The sequence below is a fragment of the Pseudomonas mandelii genome, from assembly GCF_002251635.1.
In the GTDB taxonomy this organism is placed as follows: domain Bacteria; phylum Pseudomonadota; class Gammaproteobacteria; order Pseudomonadales; family Pseudomonadaceae; genus Aquipseudomonas; species Aquipseudomonas mandelii_B.
The window spans coordinates 22043-44793 of record NZ_NMOJ01000031.1 but is presented as its reverse complement, the minus strand read 5'-3'; the positions used below and the strand labels follow the sequence as shown (position 1 = coordinate 44793).

Sequence of the window (22751 nt, the reverse complement as noted above, 5' to 3'; positions counted from 1 at the left end):
TCAAAATGGTGAAGTGGCGGCCTCTGATGAAGCCGCCATGTTTCTCCTGTCTGATCAGTTACCTGCTGGCATCGGCAGGTTGATGCCTTCTTTTTTCAAGGTGTCACGCACGGTTTGGAATTTCTGGTATTGCGACAGCTCGATCGGCCCGTCATAACCCATGCTTTGCAGTTTGCGTGGTGGGTAATCGACGTAGGTTTTCATTAGCTTCATGATCGCGCCTGTGATCGGCACCATCGTCCAGGTACGCTCAGTAAAGTTGTTCATGAACAGGTCATAGCGCTCTTGCGGGTCTTGCCACAAGTCAAAGACCTGCGGCACGGTAGCTACATATTTTTCTGCGCCTTTCCATCCCAGGTTAGTGTCCACCGCCAGGCCGCCAGTTTGCGCGCCATCATCGCCGCGCAGGTTGAATACGGCCTTGTAGTTTCCGACACGCGCCGCACCCGGGGACAGTTCGTTCTCGGTGAAGTAGAACCACTCCTTGCGCGGAGAAGGGCCACTGCCGGTGAGTACAGGGGTCATGTCGTAACTGTCGAAGATGATTGGCTGACCTTCGCGATCTTTTTCCGGCAGCTTCACGCCAGCGACAGAGGCGAAGGTCGCCATCAAATCCAGACCACCGAGCAGCTCGTGGTTTTTTGTGTCGGGCTTGATCTTGTCTGGCCATACGGCAATGGCTGGTACCCGGTTACCGCCCTCACGCACTGTGCCCTTGGTCCCACGGAACGGGGTGTAGCCGGCGTCCGGATAAACATCCTGCCAGGCACCGTTGTCAGTGGTGTAAACCACAAGCGTGTTCTTATCCAGGCCCAGTGCCTTGAGCTTGTCCAAAATGCGGCCGATGTGGGTATCGAGTTCGACCACCGAGTCGGCGTACTTGGACTTAGACATGGATTTATGCACGAACTCCGGTGCAGGCATGTTCGGCTGGTGCACTTTCATGAAATTGACGTTGATGAAAAACGGCTTGTCCGATTTGGCTGCCGTGTCGAGAAACTCCAGGGCAGCTTTTTCGACATAGTTGTCAAAGAACGGAATGCCGACCACGCCGGGTTTTCCATCCACGACAGGCGTGTCCACGTACTGGCCGTTGACCTTGAATTCTTCGATCGGTTTTTCCCCGGCCTTGCCGGACAATGCGCCCTTGGTCACCCGTTGGAACATGGCGCGGGTTTCCGGGTCCATGTCCGGGAACCAGGTCGGATCGGCGTAGGTGTAAGCGTTGAGGTGATACAGGCCGACGTATTTCATCACGTCATAACCTTGCGCATTGGGTAGCGCATAATCGGCTTCGCCCAAATGCCATTTGCCGGTGAAATAGGTGTCGTAGCCACCGGTTTTCAGCACCGATGCCAGCGTCCACTCGGCTGCAGGCAGGCCACCGCCCTGGCCCTGGAAGGCCACGGTGGTCATGCCGCTACGATTAGGAATACGCCCGGTTTGCATGGCTGCCCGACCCGGTGTGCAGCTTGGCTGGGCATAAAAAGAGTAAAAAGTGACCCCTTCCGCCGCCAGCTCATCGATGCTGGGCGTCGGCATGCCTCGACCGACCCCTCCGCCGTAAGGGCCCAGGTCGCCATAGCCGGTATCGTCGGAGACGATAAACAGAATATTGGTCTTTTCCGTCTGAGCCGCATGGGCAAGTCCGTTCAGTGACAAAAGCGCAGCAAACACTATTGATAGTTTGAAACGATCCGATAGCTGTTCCATACCAGGATTCCTCGTTGTTTCATGGTGCTGGCAACCGGTGATGGTGCACATCAACATTGACCCATGGTGCATTGACCACCGAGTAATTAGCCTAGGTACTGCGTACAGAATCATTTCCCCCTGTGGCATGACCATGCACGGGTTAAGGCGCAGGAAAGAGTCTAGTGCGTTTTTTTTCAAATGAACGGGGTGATAGCCGTGTTTTGTTGGTGTATGTAACGCCAGGATTACAAACTGACTAGATACCAACCATGAACGCGGTAAACACAATCGCCACAAAGCGCGACTCGACTTAAAAATGACTACCGACGGTTCATCGAGTCGCGTGTGCAATATCGCCGCAGAAAATATCGGCGCTGCCATCCTCGGGTGAAGTACGCACGACAACGGCGTACTTGCCGGAAAGCAGGTCTGGCATTGTAATGGGCGCGCTTCTGTAAAAGGTCCATCCACCGGTGCCTGCATTGGGTTCGGTGTTGACCTTATCGTTCATTGCGTACGCGACTGGCCCGGGTTGCTGGCAACTGCCTTTGTTGATGAAGGTGTAGATGCGCGGCGGCAGGATGGTCCCGTTTGGAACGCCGGTAATGTAGAAGTCAAAGTTGGTTTGATTGCCTTCGCCAGTTAATGTAGTCGTGGCGGTATGACCAGGGTTTTTATGGGTCGCTGCCAACGGAAGATTCATTGATTGGTGTGAGGAGCTGGTGCAGCCGAAGAGACTTGCGGTAGTCAATAGCACTGACAGGGGGAGACGGAGTTTCATTGCCAACCTCCAATATTGGAAGTAGTGCGGTGGGGGGACTATTGGGTATAGCTCAATAACGTCGCTGTGCGTTCTTGAACGTCTACTTTTATAGCCCGTTAAATCCCTGAATCCCCCCGGTTTATCAATCAGACGTTGTGAGCTCGCATGCTCACACGCTTGAGCACCTGCAAGTAGGTGGGTGGTTTCGGCACGATGCCGCGCAGGCGCAAAAGTGCATGCAATTTAGGCACGCGGAAATAGGGCGCTGACGCCATCAGATGATGCTCAATATGAAAATTGACCCGGATCGGCGCCACGCAAGCGCGGGCGATCCAGCACGGACTGTGTGGTTCAGGTACTGAGCAGTACGTCCGGGCTTGATTCCAGGCAGGCCTGCTCCGCCATGGAGCGATTGTGTCTCACTGATCGAACAGACCTGCTGGCAATTGGCGGCTGCGAAGGACTCTGCGTCGAATTGCGTCCAGAAGGCCTTCAGCCACAACGTGACCATCCCGCGTAACCCGCAATCCGGTCAGCCAACCGGCCAGAAAGAAGAAAGGGACAGATTTGTTTTCTGTACTTTTGACCGGCAGCTTCTGGCCGAGAGTGTGTAAAAACGTCAGATTTGGTTTTCTATATCGACGCCAGGAGACCGTGCTGACGTTTCGCAAACTGATCTATTCACTCACGTTACAGTCGGCACCAATGATTTGAACAACGCCCGCAGTTTCTACGACAACGTACTGGGCGAACTGGGCCAGAAGCGCATTGCCGACCTCGGCGACAACGGTTCTATCTGGGGCGAAAACGCGCCGTCTTTCTTCGTTCTGAAACCGGCGAACGGCGCACCTGCCAGTGTCGGTAATGGGGTGACCATCAGTTTCGAAGCGCCGACGCGTGCCGCCATCGACGCGTTTCATGCTGCCGCATTGGCCGCTGGCGGTACCTGTGAAGGCCTGCCGGGACCGCGTGGCTGGGCACCGAATGCCTACGCGGCCTATGCCCGTGATCTGGACGGCAACAAACTGGCGGCCTATTGCTTCAGTCCCGATTAAGCGACTCCACCGGCAATAAGAGCCCGGTCAGCCGAAGGCTGTCGCGTCCGCCACGTTTGGATTCGTAGAGNAAGGACGGGGCGATTGTAAGCGAGCCTGGGTCTGGACAGCATCAGGCGCGAATCGCCGAGCCTGTCATTGGTCGGGCGCTACAGCCACGTATTCACCACCCGACGATCCAGCTCTTCCCAATCCGCCATGCCCAACACCCGCGTGGTGTTCAACCCGCGCAAATAACCACGCAACTGGTTGGCGGTGGCACGGGTTAGCTCCGGGTCGGGTGGGTTTTCGCACAGCAGTACGGTTTCGTACTCGATCAAGTACTCGGCTACCCGGTCACGGAAATCGGGCAGAACGGCGTCGCGGATCAGGTCAAACGTTCTCAAGGAGAGGCCTCATCAATCTTTTTCGGTTGTGATTGAGTGTGTACGAGTCTGCACGGTGCGCAACTATTGCTGGAGGCAATAGTGACAATCAAGAAACACAAGTTCTGCTTTGGCGCAATTAACCGGAAAATCGCCCCCATCGAACACCGCCCGTGACGCTGTCCCGTCGCGTGATGAACCCGGACTTTTTATTTTCAGGATGACATCCATGCGCCCTTTATTTGTGCCTGCCATGGCGTTTGCCTCTCTGTTGCTCAGCGGTTGCGCCTCTGCGCCGAACGACCCGACGCTGACCTTGCAGACCCGCAAGACGCCCGCCCAGTACGCCGAATGCGTCGTACCGAAATTGCAGGGCAGTGCGTTGAACCCGACCGTCTCGCAGACCCAGCGCAGCTACCGGATCGTGGTGCCGAGCAAAGTCTCTGCGGACAACGTGCTGGAAGCCTACAAGGCCGGCAGTGGCGGCAAGGTGTTCATCTACGAGCGACACCTGCTGGCCTCGAATTTACTGCCTTCGAGTTTTGGACGCGCCGCCCAGGATTGCATCTGACCCCGGCCTGTAAACGTTTTTCAAGCGCTCCTTTGGTTGGCCGCAACCAACCAATTTTCTGCCCCGCACCGCATTTCGGTTGCGGGGCTTTTTTTGCGCGGGCCAATTTGAATGGCCCAACACGGCCCGGATCGCCTGGTCGATATCGCGCAGATGTAGGCAGGTTTGTGCAGCACGAAATAATCCTGTCCTCTGGACGAAAAGCATCGTAGTTTACGCGCCATAAATACAAGGACGTCTGGGGTGTAAATGGGCGCTTATCGTTTGCTGTTGGCTATTCTTGTGGCCGTTTCTCATATGGGCAAGACGTTCGCGGGGCTTAACCCCGGCGTGGTTGCCGTTATTTCCTTTCTGATCATCAGCGGCTTCGTAATGACCTCGCTCATCGAGCGCAATTATAAGGCGCCGGAGAAAATCGGCCTGTTCTACATGGACAGGGCCTTGAGGCTTTACCCGCAGTTCCTGTTCTACTTCCTGGCATCCTGCGCCGTGATCTATTGCCTGCTGCCCGGCACGCCTCAAGCCGCCGAGCTGACGCTCGGGAACATCGCGGCGAGCCTCACTATGGTGCCCCTCGGTTTCTATATGTTCGGAATCGCAGGGTCGCTGATCTTGCCGCCGGCCTGGTCACTGGGGCTCGAGATGTGTTTCTACCTGGTGATTCCTTTCCTGATGATCTACAAGGTGAGGGGCGTTGCGTTTGCCGTGTCTGTCGCCGTGTTTATGACCGCGTGTCTTGGTTTCATCAACACCGATGTGTACGGCTATCGCCTGTTGCCGGGCGCCTTGTTCATGTTCCTGTGCGGCAGCTACCTGTACAAACCGCAGGCGAAGGGATTAGCGATCGCTGCTGGCACTGCCGTGGCGGCTGCCTTGACGTTTGCGGCAATCGAAGCGGGATTGATCGAGCGCCGGCCGTTTAACGCGGAGGTGACAGCGGGCATAGCGTTAGGCATTCCGGCCGTGTACGTGCTGACGAAACTCAAGTTTCATCGGGTTGACGAGTTCCTCGGGGACATCAGCTACGGCGTGTTTTTGAACCACTTTGTGGTGATGTACTTCCTGCGCGCTTTCTGGCCGGTTGCCTACGACGCGCACATCGTTGCAGCCGTTCTGGTCCTGTCGTTCGGGTTCAGTTGCGTTTCGTACTACTCCATCGAGCGACCGGCGCTGAAACTCCGTCATGCGCTTCGGGCTGGTGTCAGGTATGGCGCGGTTAAACCGCAAGGCGGCGAAACAGCGGCTTAGTACTGTCACTGGCGTTATGCCGGTCTTTCTCGGTCATACGTTTTCATTATCCGATCGGGTAAACGAGTACCGATCGATATCAGACCTGAGCTGCCAGCCCTGGCTTTGCCAATGACTCGATTCCTGAACGATCAGTCCCTTTCACCTCGAGAGAGTGGCTTTCGCTTAAGACCCCTTGAGTCAGGCAATCGGAGAAAAACCATGACGACGCATCTGAACATCCCCACCCCAAAGGATGGAGCATCTCAGCCAGTGAGCGGTCAGCCGGACTCCGGCTTAAGCTTGTACACCACCTCGAATTTCGGCGGAACGGGGGCGCAAGAGATGGTTTCTTCGCGCTATGCCCTGCGAGTCGGCGAGATTGACGTACTGGTGATCAGCGATGGGGTGCTGCCGCTGCCGACGTCGACGATGTCCACCAATGTCGACCCCGCCGATCGCGAGGCCTGGTTCAAGGATCAATACCTGGGGCCGGACGCATTCGATTGGCCGCTCAACGTTCTGGTGCTGCGCAGCGGCGACCAGACAATCTTGGTCGACGCTGGGCTGGGTGGGCAGTTCCCCGGCTTTCCGCGGGCCGGGCAGTTCCCCAAGCGTCTGGAGTCGGCCGGCATTGACCTGGCGTCGGTGACCGACGTGGTGATCACCCACATGCACATGGACCATATCGGCGGGCTGCTCGTCGATGAGGTGAAGAACCGGTTGCGTCCTGATGTGCGAATTCACGTTTCGGCGACCGAGGTCGATTTCTGGGCGACTCCCGACTTCACCCAAACCACCATGCCGACGCCGGTGCCCGACGTTTTGCGGTCCACGGCCCAGCAGTTCATGGATGCCTTCCACAACCAGCTGAAGACGTTCGAAGACGAATATGAGGTGGCACCGGGCGTGGTCGTCAAGCTGACCGGCGGCCACACTCCGGGGCACAGTGTGGTCTACGTGAACTCCGGCGGTGAGCGGTTGACGTTCGCAGGCGACGCGCTGTTCCCGGTCGCCTTCGAGCACCCTGAATGGCACAACGGCTTTGAACATGACCCGGAGGAAGCGTATCGCGTGCGCGTTCGCCTGATGCGCGAGGCGGCGGCGAGCGGCGAGCTGTTTGTCGCTACGCACCTGCCGTTCCCCTCCGTTGGTCGAGTGGCCATCGACGGAGATGCCTTTCGCTGGATCGCGGCCATCTGGGACTATTGATCGCTCGCGGGAGCCGGACCTCCGTTCAGGCCAAGGCAGGCCGAGCGGGGTTTCTCGGTCATACGTTTTCATTATCCGATCGGGTAAACGAGTACCGATCGATATCAGACCTGAGCTGCCAGCCCTGGCTTTGCCAATAGTCAGCAGCTGTTTCATCGAACGACCGCCTCACAGGGCAGCAGCCGATGGGCCTCGTCGAGTTCCATAGCGTGATGGACACCCCATTCGATCAACGATTCGAGGATGGGCCGCAGGCTTTCACCCAGCGGGGTGAGCAGGTATTCGATCCCCTGACGATCCTGGGCGCTGGGTTGCCGGCTCACCATCCCGTGTTCCTCAAGCGCTCGCAGTTGCTCGATCAACACCTTCTGTGAAACGCCGACGATGCGCTTCTCCAGATCACAGGTGCGTTGCGGTCCGTCCAGCAGCACATGAAGGATGACTCCCTTCCAGCGCCCGGAGAGCACAGCCAGCGTGCGCTCGATCGGCAAGCCCGGCAGTCTATTGATTGTCTTCATTGGGTACCACTGACTAAACGGTGTGTAGATAGGCTCGATTTACGAACAGTACGCTTTCCCTCCGATCAGATCCGACCCGAAGGAAGCCCAATGATAGACCTGTTTGAATCTCAGTTGGTTGGTGGCACCGTACTGCTGAAAAACCGCATCGTCATGGCCCCTATGACGCGCACGCGGACGTCCGAGGGGGACGTCCCCAATGAATTGATGGCCACCTATTACGGGCAGCGAGCCAGTGCCGGCCTGATCGTCGCCGAGGCAACGGACGTTGCTCCGTCCAGCAATGGCTACGCCATGACACCCGGCATCTACACGTCAGCCCAACGGCAGGGCTGGCGTCTGGTCACCGATCAGGTTCACCGCAACGGCGGCACGATATTTCTGCAACTGTGGCACGTCGGCAGGATGGCTCATCCATCGCTCATGCCGAACGGCGAGGCGCCTTGGGGCGTGACCGACGAAAGAGCTGAATCGCAGGTGTTTGCCCACGGCCCGGACGGCAAGTTGGACCATATCCCGGCAGGTAAACCTCGGCGCCTGAGGCCAGAGGAAGTGATGGCGTTGGTCGACACGTTTACCCAGGACTGCATCCACGCTCGGGAGGCCGGGTTTGACGGTGTCGAAATCCATGGTGCCAATGGCTATCTGTTCGAGCAGTTCATGAACTCGGTGCTCAATACGCGCAGCGATTTATATGGAGGCGGCAGCGTGGAAAACCGTACACGGTTCCTGCTGGAAGTCGTTGAAGCGGCGGTGCGTGAATGGGGGCCGGGGCGTGTGGGTGTACGCCTGTCGCCGTTCGGCAAGTTCAACGGTATTCCGGCGGACCCGCTGACCGAGGAAACCTTGCTGTACGTGGCTGAGCGTCTGGGTCGTCTCGGCGTCGCCTATCTGCACTTGGTCTACGAGCTGATGCCTGAGGAAAACATGGAGTTGGCCGAATTCAAAACGAACCACCTCGACCACGCTCTGCTGGCCAAGGTTCGGGCGGCGTTCACTGGCACAATCATCTGGTGTGGCGGATTCACTGATCGCAACAACGCGCAGGCTGCGCTCGATACCGGGTTGGTGGACTTGATTGCCTTCGGCAGACCCTTTATCGCCAACCCGGACCTTGCAGAGCGTCTCAAACACGGCTGGCCGTTAGCCGAAGCGGACCGATCAACGTATTACACCCGACGCGGCGAGGTCGGTTATACGGACTTCCCCGCCTATTCACTCGGGTAATGCTTTACGCAGCCTTAGACTGACTGCGGCGGTGGCAGGCGTTCGGTGGCGGGTTCTGCCAGCGCCTGCGATTTGCCGTCAATTGCCGCGTTGTGCTCCCTGTGCGCACCCCGGGGATCGGGTCCGGCCATTTAAGCTGATATCATTCGGGCGCTGACACACCGAGTGGAAAATCATGAATCGTCAAAAAAAAATCAAGCAGCTATTAAAGGCGCACGCCAAAAAGGCCAGTGCCAAACTGGCACCGGCAAGCAAGTCTAAATACATCAGCAAGGCTGACCGATTGAAGCTCGCGGCTGAATCCAGTCTCGATCCCATCACCTCCTCTGAGAGCGAGTGAGTTGCAGGAAACAGCGGTCTGTCGTGTCCAGCGATTGTTTGCCGGCACGCCGATTCACTGTTCGCGCCGCATCCGTCCCAGGAGCGTCCAATGCCGCCCATCATCACGCGCCTGGTGGCGCTGTTTGTTCTGTGCCTGACGCTTGAAGTGCCAGCCCAGACCGGCACCTGCCCGGCTGGCGAGAAGCAAGTGTGCCTGGACAGTTGCATTTGCCTGCCAGACATGGGGCTGACCGATGACCTCTACCAGATCGCCGCGCCGGCCTTGGCACTGTGGCTGACCCAAGCCCGCGCTGACGCCGCCATCACCGGCCTGCAACCCATTCCACCGCACATCCGGGAGCAACTGCTGCGCTGGTACGACCCCAGCGTCCTCGATGCCGCACGCTACAAAGTCAGCGATAACGGCCAGTTCAACGCCGCCACTGCCATGCTGCAAAACCCCGATGTCGGTGCCGTGACGCTGATCGACATCATCCTCTTCCGGGATGCTGAAACCGCAGAACAGAACATCGTGCTCTGGGCTCACGAACTCAAGCATGTGCAGCAGTTTCAGGAATGGGGGGTAGAAGGATTTGCCCAGCGCTATACACAAGATTTCAATGCGGTGGAGGCGCCGGCTTATGCCATACAGGCTGAGGTCAGGCGGACGTTGCGGGACGGAGCTGTAACTCATCCTTGAACCTGATCTGGAGCGGCGCATGAAAGTTGGTGTGATTTCCGATACCCATGGCTTGCTCCGCGCTGAAGCCCTGGCTGCCTTGGCGGGTTGTGAGCGGATCATTCACGCGGGCGACATTGGCAACGCCGACATTCTCGATCAACTCAACGCTATCGCCCCGCTTTACGTCGTCCGCGGGAATAATGACCTGGACGCCCCATGGGCAGAAAAAATCCCCGACCTTCTTCGTTTCGATCTCGACGGATGGGAAACGCTGCTGGTGCATGACATCGCCGATCTCCCGGCCGCGCTCGACTCAGCCATCAAACTGGTGATTACCGGTCATTCGCACAAGCCAAGGATAGAGTGGCGTGGCGAACAGCTTTACCTCAATCCCGGCAGTGCGGGGCGGCGGCGTTTCAAGTTGCCGGTGACGTTGGCGGTGCTGGATGTATTCGAAATGTCCCTGGAGCCGCGTCTGGTCTCGTTGCTCGAATAATGTCTGGGGTTTTTTCTAACAAAAAACGGCTCGTTGATAAAACGAGCCGTCGTTGTGAAAGGGCTATTTCAGATCGGCCTCAAAGGTGATCCGCATCAATCACCGCCTTGGCGAACGCCTGTGGATCTTCCTGTGGCAAGTTGTGACCGATGCCGCCACTGATCAGGCGGAATTGGTAGTTGCCGGTGAAGCGCTTCGCATAGTCTTCCGGCAGAGGGTGCGGTGCACCGTTGGCATCGCCTTCAAGGGTGATGGTCGGCACGCTGATGGACGGCGCCATGGCCAGTTTCTGTTCGAGCGCGTCGTAGNGNGCCTCGCCCTGCACCAGGCCCAGGCGCCAGCGGTAATTGAAGACCGTGATAGCGACGTGGTCGGGGTTGTCCAGGCCCTTGGCGCTGCGCTCGAAGGTGGCGTCGTCAAACGCCCATTTTGGCGAAGCCAGTTGCCAGATCAACTTGGCGAAGTCATGGGTGTTTTTCTCATACCCGGCGCGACCGCGGTCGGTGGCGAAATAGAACTGGTACCACCACTGCAATTCGGCTTTGGGCGGCAACGGGTTCTTGCCGGCAGCCTGGTTGCCGATCAGATAGCCGCTGACCGAAACCAGCGCCTTGACCCGTTCCGGCCACAGCGCCGAGACGATGTCGGCGGAGCGCGCGCCCCAGTCGTAGCCACCGAGCACCGCTTGTTTGATCTTCAGGGCATCCATGAAGTCGATGACGTCACTGGCCAACGCGGCCGGTTGGCCGTTGCGAAGGGTTTTATCGGACAGGAAATGTGTATCACCGTAGCCACGCGCATACGGCATCAATACGCGATACCCCTTCGCCGCAAGCAGCGGGGCGACTTCGTCATAACTGTGAATGTCGTAGGGCCAGCCGTGCAGAAGAATCACCACCGGCCCGTCGGCCGGGCCAGTTTCGGCGTAGGCCACGTTCAGCAGTCCAGCCTTGATGTGCTTCAGCGGGCCGAACGGGGAGGGTGTTGAATAAGTGGCTTCTGCCGTGATTGCCGCCTGCTGTGCGGCGGCAGGCGTTTGCGCGTGCGCCACGCCGAGCGCGCCGAACAGGGCAAACGCCAGGATCGACGAGCTGGCCAAGCGGCGGCGGGTATTGCCGATGTTGTTTTGCATTGCCATCTTCATGGTGATGTCTCCGTTGCAAGCCGTTGGCCAGGGGATCTGGCTGAGCCCCTTGAAACCTTGAATGCATTTCAACGCGGTGACGTATCTGGCCTGTGTCGAAACCCAGGCCCGGTGAAAACGGATGTATCAAGAGGATAGTCGTACACACTGTGATACACGCCGGCGCGGTGAAGGGCGGTGTCATCTTGGTGTCACCTAAGGCATGGCAAGATCATCGCAAACCGTCCTGAACACCCAGCGCAACCCCCGCCCACGGGCTGATGAATTTTCCAGGAATCCTCACCATGAAAGGAGACGCCTCTCTGTTTGCGGCCATTGACCTGGGCTCCAACGCGTTTCGCCTGATGATTGGCCAGTCGGTCAGACGCAACCAGCAGATCGTGATCCAGGAAGTCAAAACCCTGCGCGAGCCCGTCCGCTTGGCCGAAGGATTTCAGGGCGGCGCGCTGGATGAGTTGGCGTTGGATAGGGGGTGGCAAGCGCTCGCGCGATTCGGCAAAAAGCTGCGCGGCTTTGAGGCTGGACGGGTGCGGGCCGTGGCGACCAGCGCGGTGCGCGAAGCCGACAATGCGCAACTGTTTTTGACCAGCGCCGAGCGTCATCTGGGTTTTCGAATCGACGTTATCTCCGGGCATGAAGAAGCCCGGCTGGTGTATGCCGGGGTTGCCCACGCGACACCGAGTGCCGCGAGTATGCGGCTCGTGGTGGATATTGGCGGCGGGTCCACCGAGTTGATTCTGGGGCAGGGCGCCCAGCCCCTGCTGACCGAAAGCATTGCCATTGGCAGCAGCACTTTTGGCACGCGGTACTTCCAGGGTGGGCGCATTACGGCTCAGGCCCTGCTGGAAGCCGAGCGTGTCGCCACTGTGCAGTTTGAAAAGGTCGCGCGTCGTTACCGTGCACTGGGTTGGCAGCAGGCCATCGGCTCTTCAGGCACCGCGCGGATGCTCGCCAAAGTCCTCAAGGCCAACGGCTTGAACGACGATGACCAAAGCGGAATCACCTACGGCGGTTTGCTGCGCTTGTCATTGCGCCTGCTTGAAGCGGGGCAGGTCAATTCGCTCAGGTTGGCGAGCTTGCAACCCCATCGGCTGAGTAGTTTGCCGGGCGGTCTGGTGGTCATGCTGGCCGCGTTCAAGGTTTTTGGCATCTCGCAAATGACACCTTCCGAAGCGGGGTTAAGGGTCGGCGTGCTTCATGGGTTGATGGCCAGGCACTGATGGGGTGCTGTCGACTGACTGCAGTCATTATCGGTCAGGGATGCAAGCCGTCAGTCAGCGCTACTCAAGCGCGGGCGAATGCCAACTATCATGAACCGGGCGAAACCATCCTGAAGGAGGCGGTACCCCATGACGAAGGAAACCATCAGTGCAAAGGACGGAGAGGGTGAAGATGCCTCTTCGTTGATAGACGCGAGAATCAAGGAACTGAGTGATTGGCGGGGCGAAACGCTCGCCCGGGTCCGGGCGCTGATCCAACAGGCCGACCCTGACGTGGTCGAAGAATGGAAGTGGCGGATTCCGGTGTGGTCGCATGCGGGCATCATCTGCACTGGCGAGACGTACAAGAACGCCGTGAAGATGACCTTCGCCAAGGGGGCGTCGCTGGAGGATCCTTCGGGGCTTTTCAACGCGAGTCTTGAAGGCAATACGCGACGGGCGATAGACGTGCATGAAGGGGGTGAAATTAATGAGAAAGCGTTGAAGGCGTTGATTAACGCTGCCGTCGCGCTCAACACCTCGCGAGCGGCCGCGCGTGCCAAACCGGCGAAGTGAGAGCAAGAACTAATTTCGATCAATGAATCGCACTTCTTGTAGCAGCAGGCTTCGCCAGCTGTAACAGATCGTGTGTCGGCTTAACTGACGTCTAAGCAGTGCTTAGTTAGTGCTCCTGAAATCAATCCGTCACGTGTTTGTAGCTATCAATAAGTCTGTCGTCCTTTCACAACTGTCAATTATCGTTTTTATTGTTTTTGCTGATGTTGTCTAAGTCTCTTAAAAAATCTTTATATAAGCAAGGTTTGCCTTCTCCGTCCTGGTAAATTCCATTTTTTAACTCGATGAGGATGTCAATGGCGTAAATTTTGTCGTCTTCGAGTGTCGAGCCTTCTGGGAATCGGTGCGAGTAGGTGCTGTTTTTCTGGCTGATTATATGGTTTACACCGTTTTCGTCTGAAAGATTGAATGGTCGATATCGACTTTCAGAGTCTCCTAGACTTGCCCGAATACCTCCTATCGATGCGATGGCTGCATCTATAGCAGTAATGGCATTATCTATCTTCGTGGCTGCTGACTCTGGGCTGGCGGCAGTTAATANNNNGTCAAATTTGGGATTGATTTCGAAGGACTTGTTGTCTGACGTAATAGGCGTCCCGAGGGTCAGGTCTATCTGGCCGTTTTTTTTATCTGTCATGATGGACTCCAGTTATAAGTAGATAATGAGGTCTTGCTGCATTTCTGCCGGAAAATAGACGTACAAGGAAGTTGATAATTCATACGACTAATTCTTTTATTACGTAAAAGAAGATAGAGCTGCATGTGCGAATCGGCAACTGTAACAAATAACAGTTTTTAAGAATTTTTGGCTATAGCTTTCGCGTTAAATACATCGGTAATCAAAGAGCGTGACAAAGGCAGACAAAGGAAGCCATCCGTGCAAAGGACGGAGACGGAGAAAGTGCCTCTTCGCTGATAGACGCGAGAATCAAGGAGCTGTGAACCCCCACCCCACGTTTTGCACCTTGAAGGCCCGGCCCGTCGGCCTAGGATGGGCCTCAGTGGTTGCACCGGACTTCTGGCCTGCGTTCCGCCATCGGCGCTGCCCATAACAATAAAAGACACACCTTGCCTGGACTGGAGAAGAACTGATGAAACCCCTGATTGGACTTATGCTGGGCGATGTCACCGGCATTGGCCCTGAGTTGGTCGTCAAGCTGTTGTCGACGCCTGAAGCACGTGAGCGGGCGGATGTGGTGATCATTGGTGACGAGCGAGTGCTCGAGCTCGGCATGCGTGACGCCGGGCAGCGCATTCCTTACCAGAAGATTGTGCACCTGCGCGAGGCCGACCATTCCCAGGCCGCCGTGCCCTTGATCGATTTACATAACGTGGATCCTGCGTTGTATGAGCGCGGTCTGGTCAACGCGGAGTCGGGTCGTCTGACCGGCGAAACCCTCAAGATCATGACCGACATGGCCCTGGCCGGTGAGCTCGATGGCATTTGCTTCGCGCCGCTCAACAAGGCCGGGCTGCATCGCGGTGGCTGGAAGTACCACGACGAACACCAGATGTTTGCCGCCTGGACCGAACACGTCGGTTACTTCGGCGAAGTGAACATCATCCCGCAGTTTTCGACCTTCCGCGTGACCTCCCATGTAGCGCTGCGCAAAGCCGTCGACATGGTGCAACCGGACCGCATCGAAGGGGCGCTGCAACTGGCCCATGACACGTTGCGAGCGCTGGGCAACAACGCGCCGCGTATCGGCGTCGCGGCACTCAATCCCCATGGCGGCGAGAACGGCCTGTTTGGTGATGAAGAGATCACGATCATCCGCCCGACGCTCGAAGCCTTGCGCCTCAAAGGCCTGGCCTGCGAGGGGCCGTTCCCATCGGACACGGTGTTTATCAAGGCGCGCAACGGTGATTTCGACGCAGTGGTGATCATGTATCACGACCAGGGCCAGATCGCGACCAAGCTGCTGGGCTTCTCGTCCGGCGTGACCCTGACCGGCGGCCTGAAGACTGTTTACGCAACTCCGGCACACGGCGTGGCTTATGACATCGTCGGTAAAGGCATTGCAGACGTCGGCGCGATGGCGGCTGCGTTCCGGGTCGCCGCTGACAACGCTGCCGCGCGTAAATCCAAGCGCTAAACACCCGCCAAGTGATCGAGAAGAAAATCGAGGCTGACACCATGTTCGAGCATTTCACCAAGACCATTACCAAAACCAGCGGTGCCGAGATTGTCACCGTCGTGGGCGGCGAAGGCCCACCGTTGCTGCTGATGCACGGCAACCCGTTCAATCACCTGTCCTGGCACAAGATCGCGCCGCGCCTGGCCAGGGATTTCACCGTGGTCTGCACCGACTTGCGCGGTTACGGCGACAGCTCCAAGCCCGAGGGCGGTGGCGATCATTCGGCCTATTCCTTCCGTGCCATGGCCCAGGACCAGGTTGAAGTCATGCAATCGCTGGGTTTCGAGCAGTTCTACGCCGCCGGTCACGACCGTGGCGCGCGGGTCCTGCATCGCATGTGCCTGGATCACGGCGACAAGGTGCTCAAGGCCGGTTTCGTCGACATGCTGCCGCAGCATTATTTGTTGAATAACGTGACACGCCAGTGGGGCAAGTTTTCCTGGCACTGGTTCTTCATGACCCAGGACGCCCCGACGCCAGAGCGAATGATGGACGCCGATCCGGAGTTCTTCATCCGCCGCAAGCTGTCGAAGACCGATCAGGGCACCAGTTTCTTTGGGCCCGAAGCGCTGGCCGATTACATCCGCTGCATCAAGAATCCGGCCACCACCCACGCCATGTGCGAAGACTATCGCGCCACCTTCGGCATCGACCTGGACATGGACACCGCCGATTTCGACGCGGGCCGGCGGATCGACAATCCGGCACTGATTCTCTGGGGCGAAAAGGGTGGCGTCGGGCGCAACCATAACGCCGCGGAAATCTGGAGCCGCTACGCCACCAACATCGTGCAGACCGCCACCGTGCCCTCAGGCCACTACCTGCAGGAAGAATGCCCGGACGAGACCTACGAGGTGTTGCACGGCTTCTTCAAGTAACGCAATGACAGGCGGTCCGGGATGACCGCCTGCCCACTAGAACTATAAAAAAAGGTGGAAAAAATGATTCCGACTACGCTCGCGCAAAAACGCAGGGCAACGCTGACGTTCGTGTTGCTTTGCATCATGGCGTTCATCATGTACGTGGACCGCACCAACCTGGCCGTCGCCGCCCCGACGATCAGCAAGGAGCTGGGTTTCAGCAACACCAACCTGGGCATGATGTTTTCAGCCTTCGCCATCGCCTACAGCTGCTTCATGATTCCCGGCGGCTGGTTCAGTGACCGTATCGGCTCGCGCAAGGCGATGTTGCTGTACGGCATAATCTGGTCGGCCGCGACCATTGCCACAGGGCTGGTCAGTGGTCTGGTGGTCTTGGTGATTGCACGTTTCGTGGTCGGTATCGGCGAAGCGCCGATCTACCCGACAGCGGCGCGCATGATTGCCCGCGCCATCCCTATCACCCAACGCGGCACGGCCCAGGGCATGATGCATGCGTCGGGACGCCTGGCCAATGCACTGGCGCCTTTGATCGTGACGTTCATGATCATTCAGTTTTCGTGGCGACTGACCTTCGTCATTCTCGGCGTGGTGACGTTGATCTACATGTTCGTCATGTATTTCAGCCTGAGCGAATCGAAGAAACTGCTCGAAACCGCCGCCGTGCCGCTACCACCCGTGGCGGCCAAACCGGTGAATTGGCCGCAGATGCTGCGCAAAGTGTGGCCGGCCGCTGCCACTTGTTTCTGTCACGGTTGGGTGCTGTGGTTCTTCCTCAACTGGATTCCATCGTTCTTCACCCAGCGCTACGGCATGGACCTGACCCACACCGCGTTGTTTTCGACCTTTGTGTTGCTCGGCGGGACCGTCGGCACCGCGGTCGGCGGCATGCTCTCGGACTGGCGCTTCAAAGTCACCGGCAACCGTCTGCGCTCACGCCGTGACTTGATCATCTTTGGCTTCCTGGCCTCGATCATCGGCTTGATTCCGCTGATGTTCACCCACGACCTGATCATCTGCGCCTGCGGCCTGAGCTTCTCGTTCTTCTGCTCGGAACTGGCCGACTCGCCGCTCTGGGTCATTGGCACCGAGGTGTCCCACGAACATTCGGCGACCTCCAGCGCGTGCACCTTCACCGGCATGGCCTTGGCGGGCGCCGTGTCACCGGTGGTGATCGGCTGGTTGCTGGACATCACGGGGAACAACTGGGCCGTGGCGTTCGGCGCTTCCATCGCCGTGGTGCTGATGGGGCCGGTGCTGGCGATGTTTATCAAGACGGGCGATAGACGTGCATGAAGGGGATGAAATTAATGAGAAAGCGTTGAAGGCGTTGATTAACGCTGCCGTCGCGCTCAACACCTCTCGAACAAAAGCCGCCGCCAACCAAGGGGTGGCAAATTGCCTGCTTTAGCTGATACCAATTGGCCATCTCATCCGTTAGAGTGTGCGCCGCCCGAGAGATGGATCCCGGGCACTATCTCATGGAGTTTTTTCAGTGAAGTACGTTAGTAAAGTTGTCGCGGTTGCGCTGTTCGGTCTGGTTCTGGCGGGTTGCACCGGCACGCCGATGAACACCCAGCATTATGAAAGCAGTCAATACACCGTCTTGGGCCACAGTGAAGCAAGCGCCACTGGCCTGCTGCTGTTCGGCGTGATCCCGATCCAGCAGAACAACCGTTTTGTTCGCGCTCAGAATGCGGCGATCAAAGCCAAGGGCGGCGACGCGCTGATCAACACCCAAGTGCAGGAAAACTGGTTCTGGGCATGGGTATTGAGCGGTTACACCACCAAGATCTCCGGTGATGTGGTCAAGCTGAAAAACGTTCAGTAAGCCCAGTACCCGGTCTTGATTGCGGATGCGCAATTGTGGCGAGGGGATAACTCCCCTAGCCACAGGTTTTTGCTCCTCTGAAGATGTTCTTAAGTAATGGCCTTGCGGTTGAACCGGGTTTTCATCAGTGGAAGCTGGAGGTCATTGGCGTTCCGTCACTCTGGCTTGCTGTGCCACCCGATTCCTTCCCGACCACTTCGCCTGATAGAGCTGCTGATCGGCGCGTTTGATCAGCGCGGTGGTATTGCTGTCCGATAACTCGGCCAGGCCGATGCCGATGCTGACCGTGACGTGCCCGACCGTAGCAAAAGTGGCTGCGGCAATCGCGGCGCGAATCTTCTCGGCAACGACCTCGGGGCTCTCGGGTTCCTCGACTTCCGGCAGCAGCACCGCAAACTCCTCGCCACCGTAACGGGCCACGAAGTCAGTGGCGCGGGTATTGTCCTGGATTACCCGGGCGAGTTGGTGCAGCACTTCATCGCCGATCGCGTGGCCGTGGGTGTCATTGATTTGCTTGAAGTGGTCGGCGTCGATGAACAGCAACGCGAAGGGCCGTCCGGTGCGTTGAAACAGCAGGTTGCACTCATCCAGTTTCTCGTCGAATCGGCGCCGGTTGTACACGCCGGTCAGTGCGTCGTGGGTGGCCAGTTTCAACAGATCGGCGTTGGCCTGGGTGAGGGCGGCGGTGCGTTGCGCGACCGTGGCTTCCAGCGACGCATTGGCTTCCTGCAACTCGCGCTCCTTGCCGAGCAAGGACTCCGTCATGCCCTGGAGGGATTGGCCCAGTTGGGCGATTTCTCGCACCGAATGATCCCGGGGGAAGGTCACGCCGGGTTGATGGTGCTGTACCCGGTGGGCCGACTTTGCCAGTTGCTCGATCGGGCGACTGAGGTACAGCGCCAGGTAGTACGCCACCAGACCAAACACGACCGCGGCAATGACCCCCAACACCAGCAATTTGTAAAACAGGATACGTGCGGGTTGAAGCGCGATATCCAGTGGCTGACGGACCGCGATGTACCACGTCAGGTCCGTGCTCGATGGCGTGGGCACCGCGACAACGCTGGTCAGGTAACCGTTGCCCACTGACCAGCCGGCCGTGTCGGAATGATTTTCCCGGGCGACCGGCATGTCCGCCACGCGTTGCCCCATGAGTGATTCCGGGTAGAGCACTTTGCCGTCATGGTCGACGATCAGCGCCTCCACTTCGGGCGTCATGTCCTTGCGCAGCACGGCCGAGTCGACAATCCGCGTCGCCCAGCTCCAATGGGCATGCGCGCCGAGCACACCGATTACCTGGCCCTCGGCATTGCGGATCGGCGCGGCGAAATCGATGAAGCGCAAAGGCTCGCCACTGGCGGTTCCGGGCAGCAGTTTGGCCAGCAGGACCGCCTCATGAGGATCGCCGGTATAGGCACCGCGCAGCCCGGCCTGGAACCAGGGGCGCTCCTTCACCGATTGATTGACCAGCAGGCCGTTCACCGCTTGCCGTACACGCCCGTTGGCGTCAGCCACGCCCATCCAGGCGTACTCGGCGCGGGACTGTGAACGCAGCTCCATCGACGACAAGATATCCGGATCGTCCAGGTCGCCATGCTTGAAAAACGGCGCTCGACTGAGCAGGGACACTTCGAGCTGACGCTCATGCAGTTGCGCGCCCAACAGCTCGGCCGCCGACCTTGCCGTGCTGAGCAGCGTATTGCCACTGGCCTGCTTCATCTGCTCTGTGGCGATTTGACCGACATAGAAGCCCACGCTCACCAGCGTGAGCAACGACAGACCGGCAAACCAGAGTGTCAGGTGGCTTCGCAAACTGGCTTTGATCATGGGCGATACCTGACGGTTTGAAGTCGCAGCATGGTATGCGCAATGGTTGGGTGGGTGCCAGTGGCGGCGCTTTCATGGCCATCGCTCGGTACCCGCATTCGCCAACGCTATGACGTGAAACAAAGTCGGTGGTACAAGTCGGACTGAAGCGCCTTCAGTCGGCACGACCGCGTATTTGCGCTAGGATCCGCGCAGCATCCCGGGCCGGAGACAAACCGAAGACACGAACGTAGTCCCGGCTGAATTGGGTAGCGCTTTCATAGCCGACATCGAACGCGGCGCTGGTGACGCTTTTAGCGTTCGCCACCAACAAAGTCCGCGCCTGGAGCAACCGCACGCGTTTTTGATACTGCAAGGGGCTGAGCGTGGTGACGGCTTTGAAATGGCGGTGGAACGCAGACACGCTCATTGACGCTGTGCGGGCCATGTCCTCCACCCGCAGCGGCTCGGCGAAGGCGCGGCGGATCCACTGGATGGCGAGGCTGACACGGGCCATGGCCGTATCGGGCGCGGCGATTTCGCGGAGCATCCAGCCGTGCGGTCCTTGCAAAACCCGATAGAGAATCTCCCGCTCGTACACCGGGCTCAGCGCCGGGATGTCCGCCGGCCGGTCCATCAATCGCAGCATGCGCACCCAGGCGTCCATCAGCTCGGGTGTGACCGCGGCCACCGAAAAACCGGCCTCCCGTGATTGTTCAGGCGGAGCGGCAGGTTTTGGCAGGTCTGTCAGCAACGGCGCCAGAACGGCAGGGTCCAGTGTCAAGGCGACGGCGAGGTAAGGTTCGCCGGACGTGGCTGGATGCACACTGCCGACCGCAGGCAGTTCAATCGACATCACGAAATAGGTCGCCGGGTCGTACCGCAGGGTGCGATCGCCGACGGTCATCGACTTACTGCCTTGCAGGATCAGGTTGATCATCGGCTCATAGACAGCGGCCAACTGATGCTCGGGAATCGCACCCTGGACCATCGCCACGCGCGGGATGCCCGTCTCTGTACGCCGGTTTTCGGCCCTGGCGGCGAGGGTTCTGAGTTCATGCAGTTGGTTTTCCATGGGGAGACATCTGACCGCAGGGTGACGCACGACGCAAGCGAAAAGCAGAAACAGGCAGGATTGGAGCAGTAACGGCTGCGCTCGCTCGACGGTCTATGGTTACCGTGGTTGCTCATCTGATTGACAGTGGAGCAAGCCATGAGCGTTATCGTCATCACCGGCGGCAGTCGAGGCATCGGTGCCAGCGCCGCAGTGCACTGTGCCCGGCGTGGAATGGGCGTCATCCTGACCTACAAGAGCAACGTGCAGGCGGCCGATTCGGTTGTTCAGCGCATCAAGTCCGAAGGTGGTCATGCCGTCGCCCTCGAACTGGACGTCTGCCATGCCGGGAGCTTTCGCGTGTTCGTCGATGCAGTACGGCAGGCGCTGCAATCGAACTGGCAAACCACCACCCTGGGTGGTCTGGTCAACAATGCCGGCCACGGCCTGTTCAACCCACTTGAGACGGTCACCGAGGCGCAGTTCGACGACCTCATGAACGTTCACCTCAAAGGCCCGTTCTTCCTGACACAGGCCTTGTTGCCGCTGATGGAGGAGGGCGCGAGCATCGTCAACCTGACCAGCGCGACGACACGGGTGGTCACCCCGGGCGTAGCGCCTTATGCCGCTTTCAAGGGCGGGCTGGAAGTACTGACCCGTTACATGGCCAAGGAGTTTGGTGAGCGGCGCATCCGTGCCAATGCCGTCTCGCCTGGCGCCATTCGCACCGAACTGGGCGGTGGCTTGAGCGAAGAATTCGAGACGCTGCTGGCCTCGCAAACGGCGCTCGGTCGCATCGGCGAACCGGACGACGTCGGTCGAGTAATCGCCACGCTAATGTCCGAAGAAAGTGCCTGGGTCAACGCGCAATCCATTGAGGTTTCCGGCGGTTACATCATCTGAATCAGCGAGGCGCATTCCATGCTTGATCATGTTTTTATCTCAGTCAGCGACACCCGACGCTCCGTCAATTTCTACACCTCGGCGCTCACACCGCTCGGCATCACTGACCGGCTGGATTACGACGGCAAGGATGGCCCGCCGGGCCACCCGGACCTCAAGGGGTTCGGCGCGCATGGCCGGGTGTTTTTCTGGCTGCGTGAAGGCGTGGTGGAGGGGCGGGCTGCGCATGTCGGGTTCGTTGCGAACAGCAGGGGCGAGGTCGATGCGGCCTATGCCGCTGCAATGAAAGCAGGCGCCACCGATAACGGCGCTCCCGGCGCACGGTTGCATTACGACCCGAATTATTACGCGGCCAACGTCCTGGACCCGGATGGGTACAGCCTCGAGTTCGTCTATAAAAACTGGCAGCACCCACAATGAGCAGACTTCTGATTTATGGCGCAACCGGGTACACCGGTCGGATGGTCTCGGCACAGGCGAAGGCAGCCGGGCTGGACTTCGAAATCGCCGGACGCGATGCGACAAGATTGGCCGCGCTTGCCCGGCAACTGAACGTGCCCTATCGCACCTTCACGCCCGACGTTCAAACGGCGNNTTCGAAACGCCGGGTCGTCTGTTCGGTGTGGGGTTTGCCGAGAGCATTGCCGGAACGGTGATCGTTGATCTCTAAGGCTGGCGCTGAAGGCACAGCAAGTGCTCGATCTGCGCCAGCTCCCAGGTGCTGAGCAAACTGACCGGGTCGGTGCCGTAACGTTGCCAGCGGTCGAGTTCACCCTCGCGGCCGTCCGGGCTTTGGCAACGTTGGCAATGCAGCAGGCGATTACCGTCGACACCGAGGCTCAGGCGCCAGCCTTCGATATCGACGTGCACGTGGCCGGGCTCGGGTTGTTCGCCGAGCCGTATCAGAGGCCGGACTTCCAGCGCGGCGTCGCGCAATTGCTGGTAAACCTCGCGGGCGGTCAGGGGTGGCACAAGGTATCTCCGGTGAAATCGCGGGGGTGCACAGAATAGAGCCTGCGCTTGCCGCTGTCAGCGGAGCCTCAAACCTCCTCGACTGCCTGCGGGCGTCGGGCNNCAGGAAGAAGTTTCA

At 58.7% G+C, this 22751-nt stretch carries 25 protein-coding genes and 1 pseudogene; 16 read left to right on the top strand and 10 right to left on the bottom strand.

What is annotated here, in order from left to right:
• Positions 1-54 precede the first annotated feature (54 nt).
• The 3 genes from B7L09_RS04955 to B7L09_RS32260 form a co-directional block, all read right to left on the bottom strand.
• Entirely contained in the window at positions 55-1713 is a 1659-nt protein-coding gene (locus tag B7L09_RS04955; protein WP_010459100.1) for an arylsulfatase, read from the bottom strand.
• 313 nt (positions 1714-2026) lie between these two features.
• Positions 2027-2476 (bottom strand): hypothetical protein, encoded by a 450-nt coding sequence (locus B7L09_RS04950; protein ID WP_010459101.1) that lies wholly within the window; start codon positions 2474-2476, stop codon positions 2027-2029.
• 128 nt (positions 2477-2604) lie between these two features.
• On the bottom strand, positions 2605-2733 hold the full coding sequence (locus B7L09_RS32260) for a hypothetical protein (RefSeq protein ID WP_010459102.1): 129 nt from the start codon (positions 2731-2733) through the stop codon (positions 2605-2607).
• Positions 2734-3093: 360 nt separating this feature from the next.
• On the opposite strand from B7L09_RS32260, the gene B7L09_RS04940 reads away from it, so the two are divergent.
• Positions 3094-3513 carry a VOC family protein gene (locus B7L09_RS04940; protein WP_094467951.1) on the top strand — a complete coding sequence of 140 codons (420 nt, stop codon included), beginning with the start codon at positions 3094-3096 and terminating at the stop codon, positions 3511-3513.
• Positions 3514-3662: 149 nt separating this feature from the next.
• Here the strand turns inward: B7L09_RS04940 and B7L09_RS04935 are convergent, their stop codons facing one another.
• Complete coding sequence (locus B7L09_RS04935; RefSeq protein WP_094467950.1) at positions 3663-3899, bottom strand: hypothetical protein; 237 nt, start codon at positions 3897-3899, stop codon at positions 3663-3665.
• Between the two features lie 208 nt (positions 3900-4107).
• Between B7L09_RS04935 and B7L09_RS04930 the strand changes: the two genes are divergently transcribed.
• The 3 genes from B7L09_RS04930 (at position 4108) to B7L09_RS04915 (ending at position 6888) form a co-directional block, all read left to right on the top strand.
• On the top strand, positions 4108-4449 hold the full coding sequence (locus B7L09_RS04930; RefSeq protein WP_094467949.1) for a YajG family lipoprotein: 342 nt from the start codon (positions 4108-4110) through the stop codon (positions 4447-4449).
• A 249-nt stretch (positions 4450-4698) separates the two neighbouring features.
• Entirely contained in the window at positions 4699-5697 is a 999-nt protein-coding gene (locus tag B7L09_RS04925; protein WP_094467948.1) for an acyltransferase family protein, read from the top strand.
• A 201-nt stretch (positions 5698-5898) separates the two neighbouring features.
• Positions 5899-6888: an MBL fold metallo-hydrolase gene (locus B7L09_RS04915; RefSeq protein ID WP_042932166.1), complete on the top strand. Its 990-nt coding sequence runs from the start codon at positions 5899-5901 to the stop codon at positions 6886-6888.
• 58 nt (positions 6889-6946) lie between these two features.
• Here the strand turns inward: B7L09_RS04915 and B7L09_RS32255 are convergent.
• Both B7L09_RS32255 and B7L09_RS04905 read right to left on the bottom strand, forming a co-directional pair.
• Positions 6947-7039, bottom strand: a pseudogene (locus B7L09_RS32255) (GNAT family N-acetyltransferase); the annotation flags it as partial.
• Position 7040: 1 nt separating this feature from the next.
• Positions 7041-7406 carry a winged helix-turn-helix transcriptional regulator gene (locus B7L09_RS04905; RefSeq protein WP_094467947.1) on the bottom strand — a complete coding sequence of 122 codons (366 nt, stop codon included), beginning with the start codon at positions 7404-7406 and terminating at the stop codon, positions 7041-7043.
• A 90-nt stretch (positions 7407-7496) separates the two neighbouring features.
• Here B7L09_RS04905 and B7L09_RS04900 point away from each other — a divergent pair, with 90 nt between their 5' ends.
• The 4 genes from B7L09_RS04900 to B7L09_RS04885 all read left to right on the top strand — a co-directional run bounded on the left by B7L09_RS04900 (position 7497) and on the right by B7L09_RS04885 (position 10132).
• On the top strand, positions 7497-8633 hold the full coding sequence (locus B7L09_RS04900) for an alkene reductase (RefSeq protein WP_094467946.1): 1137 nt from the start codon (positions 7497-7499) through the stop codon (positions 8631-8633).
• Positions 8634-8808: 175 nt separating this feature from the next.
• On the top strand, positions 8809-8973 hold the full coding sequence (locus B7L09_RS04895) for a DUF2986 domain-containing protein (RefSeq protein WP_094467945.1): 165 nt from the start codon (positions 8809-8811) through the stop codon (positions 8971-8973).
• Positions 8974-9063: 90 nt separating this feature from the next.
• Positions 9064-9654 (top strand): eCIS core domain-containing protein, encoded by a 591-nt coding sequence (locus tag B7L09_RS04890; RefSeq protein WP_094467944.1) that lies wholly within the window; start codon positions 9064-9066, stop codon positions 9652-9654.
• A gap of 19 nt (positions 9655-9673) precedes the next feature.
• Complete coding sequence (locus tag B7L09_RS04885) at positions 9674-10132, top strand: metallophosphoesterase family protein (RefSeq protein WP_094467943.1); 459 nt, start codon at positions 9674-9676, stop codon at positions 10130-10132.
• Between the two features lie 79 nt (positions 10133-10211).
• Here the strand turns inward: B7L09_RS04885 and B7L09_RS04880 are convergent, their stop codons facing one another.
• The gene (locus B7L09_RS04880) at positions 10212-11276 is read right to left on the bottom strand and encodes an alpha/beta fold hydrolase (protein WP_094467942.1); all 1065 of its coding nucleotides are present in this window, start codon (positions 11274-11276) and stop codon (positions 10212-10214) included.
• Between the two features lie 284 nt (positions 11277-11560).
• Between B7L09_RS04880 and B7L09_RS04875 the strand changes: the two genes are divergently transcribed.
• The 6 genes from B7L09_RS04875 (at position 11561) to B7L09_RS04840 (ending at position 17898) form a co-directional block, all read left to right on the top strand.
• Positions 11561-12496 (top strand): Ppx/GppA phosphatase family protein, encoded by a 936-nt coding sequence (locus tag B7L09_RS04875; protein ID WP_094467941.1) that lies wholly within the window; start codon positions 11561-11563, stop codon positions 12494-12496.
• Between the two features lie 129 nt (positions 12497-12625).
• Complete coding sequence (locus tag B7L09_RS04870) at positions 12626-13051, top strand: DUF1801 domain-containing protein (RefSeq protein WP_094467940.1); 426 nt, start codon at positions 12626-12628, stop codon at positions 13049-13051.
• 1091 nt (positions 13052-14142) lie between these two features.
• Positions 14143-15147: a PdxA family dehydrogenase gene (locus tag B7L09_RS04860; RefSeq protein WP_010459116.1), complete on the top strand. Its 1005-nt coding sequence runs from the start codon at positions 14143-14145 to the stop codon at positions 15145-15147.
• Positions 15148-15188: 41 nt separating this feature from the next.
• Positions 15189-16067 carry an alpha/beta fold hydrolase gene (locus B7L09_RS04855; RefSeq protein WP_010459117.1) on the top strand — a complete coding sequence of 293 codons (879 nt, stop codon included), beginning with the start codon at positions 15189-15191 and terminating at the stop codon, positions 16065-16067.
• Between the two features lie 63 nt (positions 16068-16130).
• Complete coding sequence (locus B7L09_RS04850; RefSeq protein WP_094467938.1) at positions 16131-17363, top strand: MFS transporter; 1233 nt, start codon at positions 16131-16133, stop codon at positions 17361-17363.
• Between the two features lie 199 nt (positions 17364-17562).
• On the top strand, positions 17563-17898 hold the full coding sequence (locus B7L09_RS04840; RefSeq protein WP_094467937.1) for a hypothetical protein: 336 nt from the start codon (positions 17563-17565) through the stop codon (positions 17896-17898).
• A gap of 141 nt (positions 17899-18039) precedes the next feature.
• Here B7L09_RS04840 and B7L09_RS04835 read toward each other — a convergent pair whose 3' ends face one another.
• On the bottom strand, positions 18040-19725 hold the full coding sequence (locus tag B7L09_RS04835) for a sensor domain-containing diguanylate cyclase (RefSeq protein WP_094467936.1): 1686 nt from the start codon (positions 19723-19725) through the stop codon (positions 18040-18042).
• Positions 19726-19879: 154 nt separating this feature from the next.
• On the bottom strand, positions 19880-20779 hold the full coding sequence (locus B7L09_RS04830; RefSeq protein ID WP_094467935.1) for an AraC family transcriptional regulator: 900 nt from the start codon (positions 20777-20779) through the stop codon (positions 19880-19882).
• A 138-nt stretch (positions 20780-20917) separates the two neighbouring features.
• On the opposite strand from B7L09_RS04830, the gene B7L09_RS04825 reads away from it, so the two are divergent.
• Together B7L09_RS04825 and B7L09_RS04820 are read left to right on the top strand one after the other, a co-directional pair.
• Complete coding sequence (locus B7L09_RS04825) at positions 20918-21661, top strand: SDR family NAD(P)-dependent oxidoreductase (protein WP_094467934.1); 744 nt, start codon at positions 20918-20920, stop codon at positions 21659-21661.
• An 18-nt stretch (positions 21662-21679) separates the two neighbouring features.
• Positions 21680-22081, top strand: coding sequence for a VOC family protein (locus B7L09_RS04820; protein WP_094467933.1), 402 nt, complete (start codon positions 21680-21682; stop codon positions 22079-22081).
• Positions 22082-22327: 246 nt separating this feature from the next.
• Here the strand turns inward: B7L09_RS04820 and B7L09_RS04810 are convergent, their stop codons facing one another.
• On the bottom strand, positions 22328-22633 hold the full coding sequence (locus B7L09_RS04810; protein WP_094467931.1) for a DUF7693 family protein: 306 nt from the start codon (positions 22631-22633) through the stop codon (positions 22328-22330).
• Positions 22634-22751: the final 118 nt, after the last annotated feature.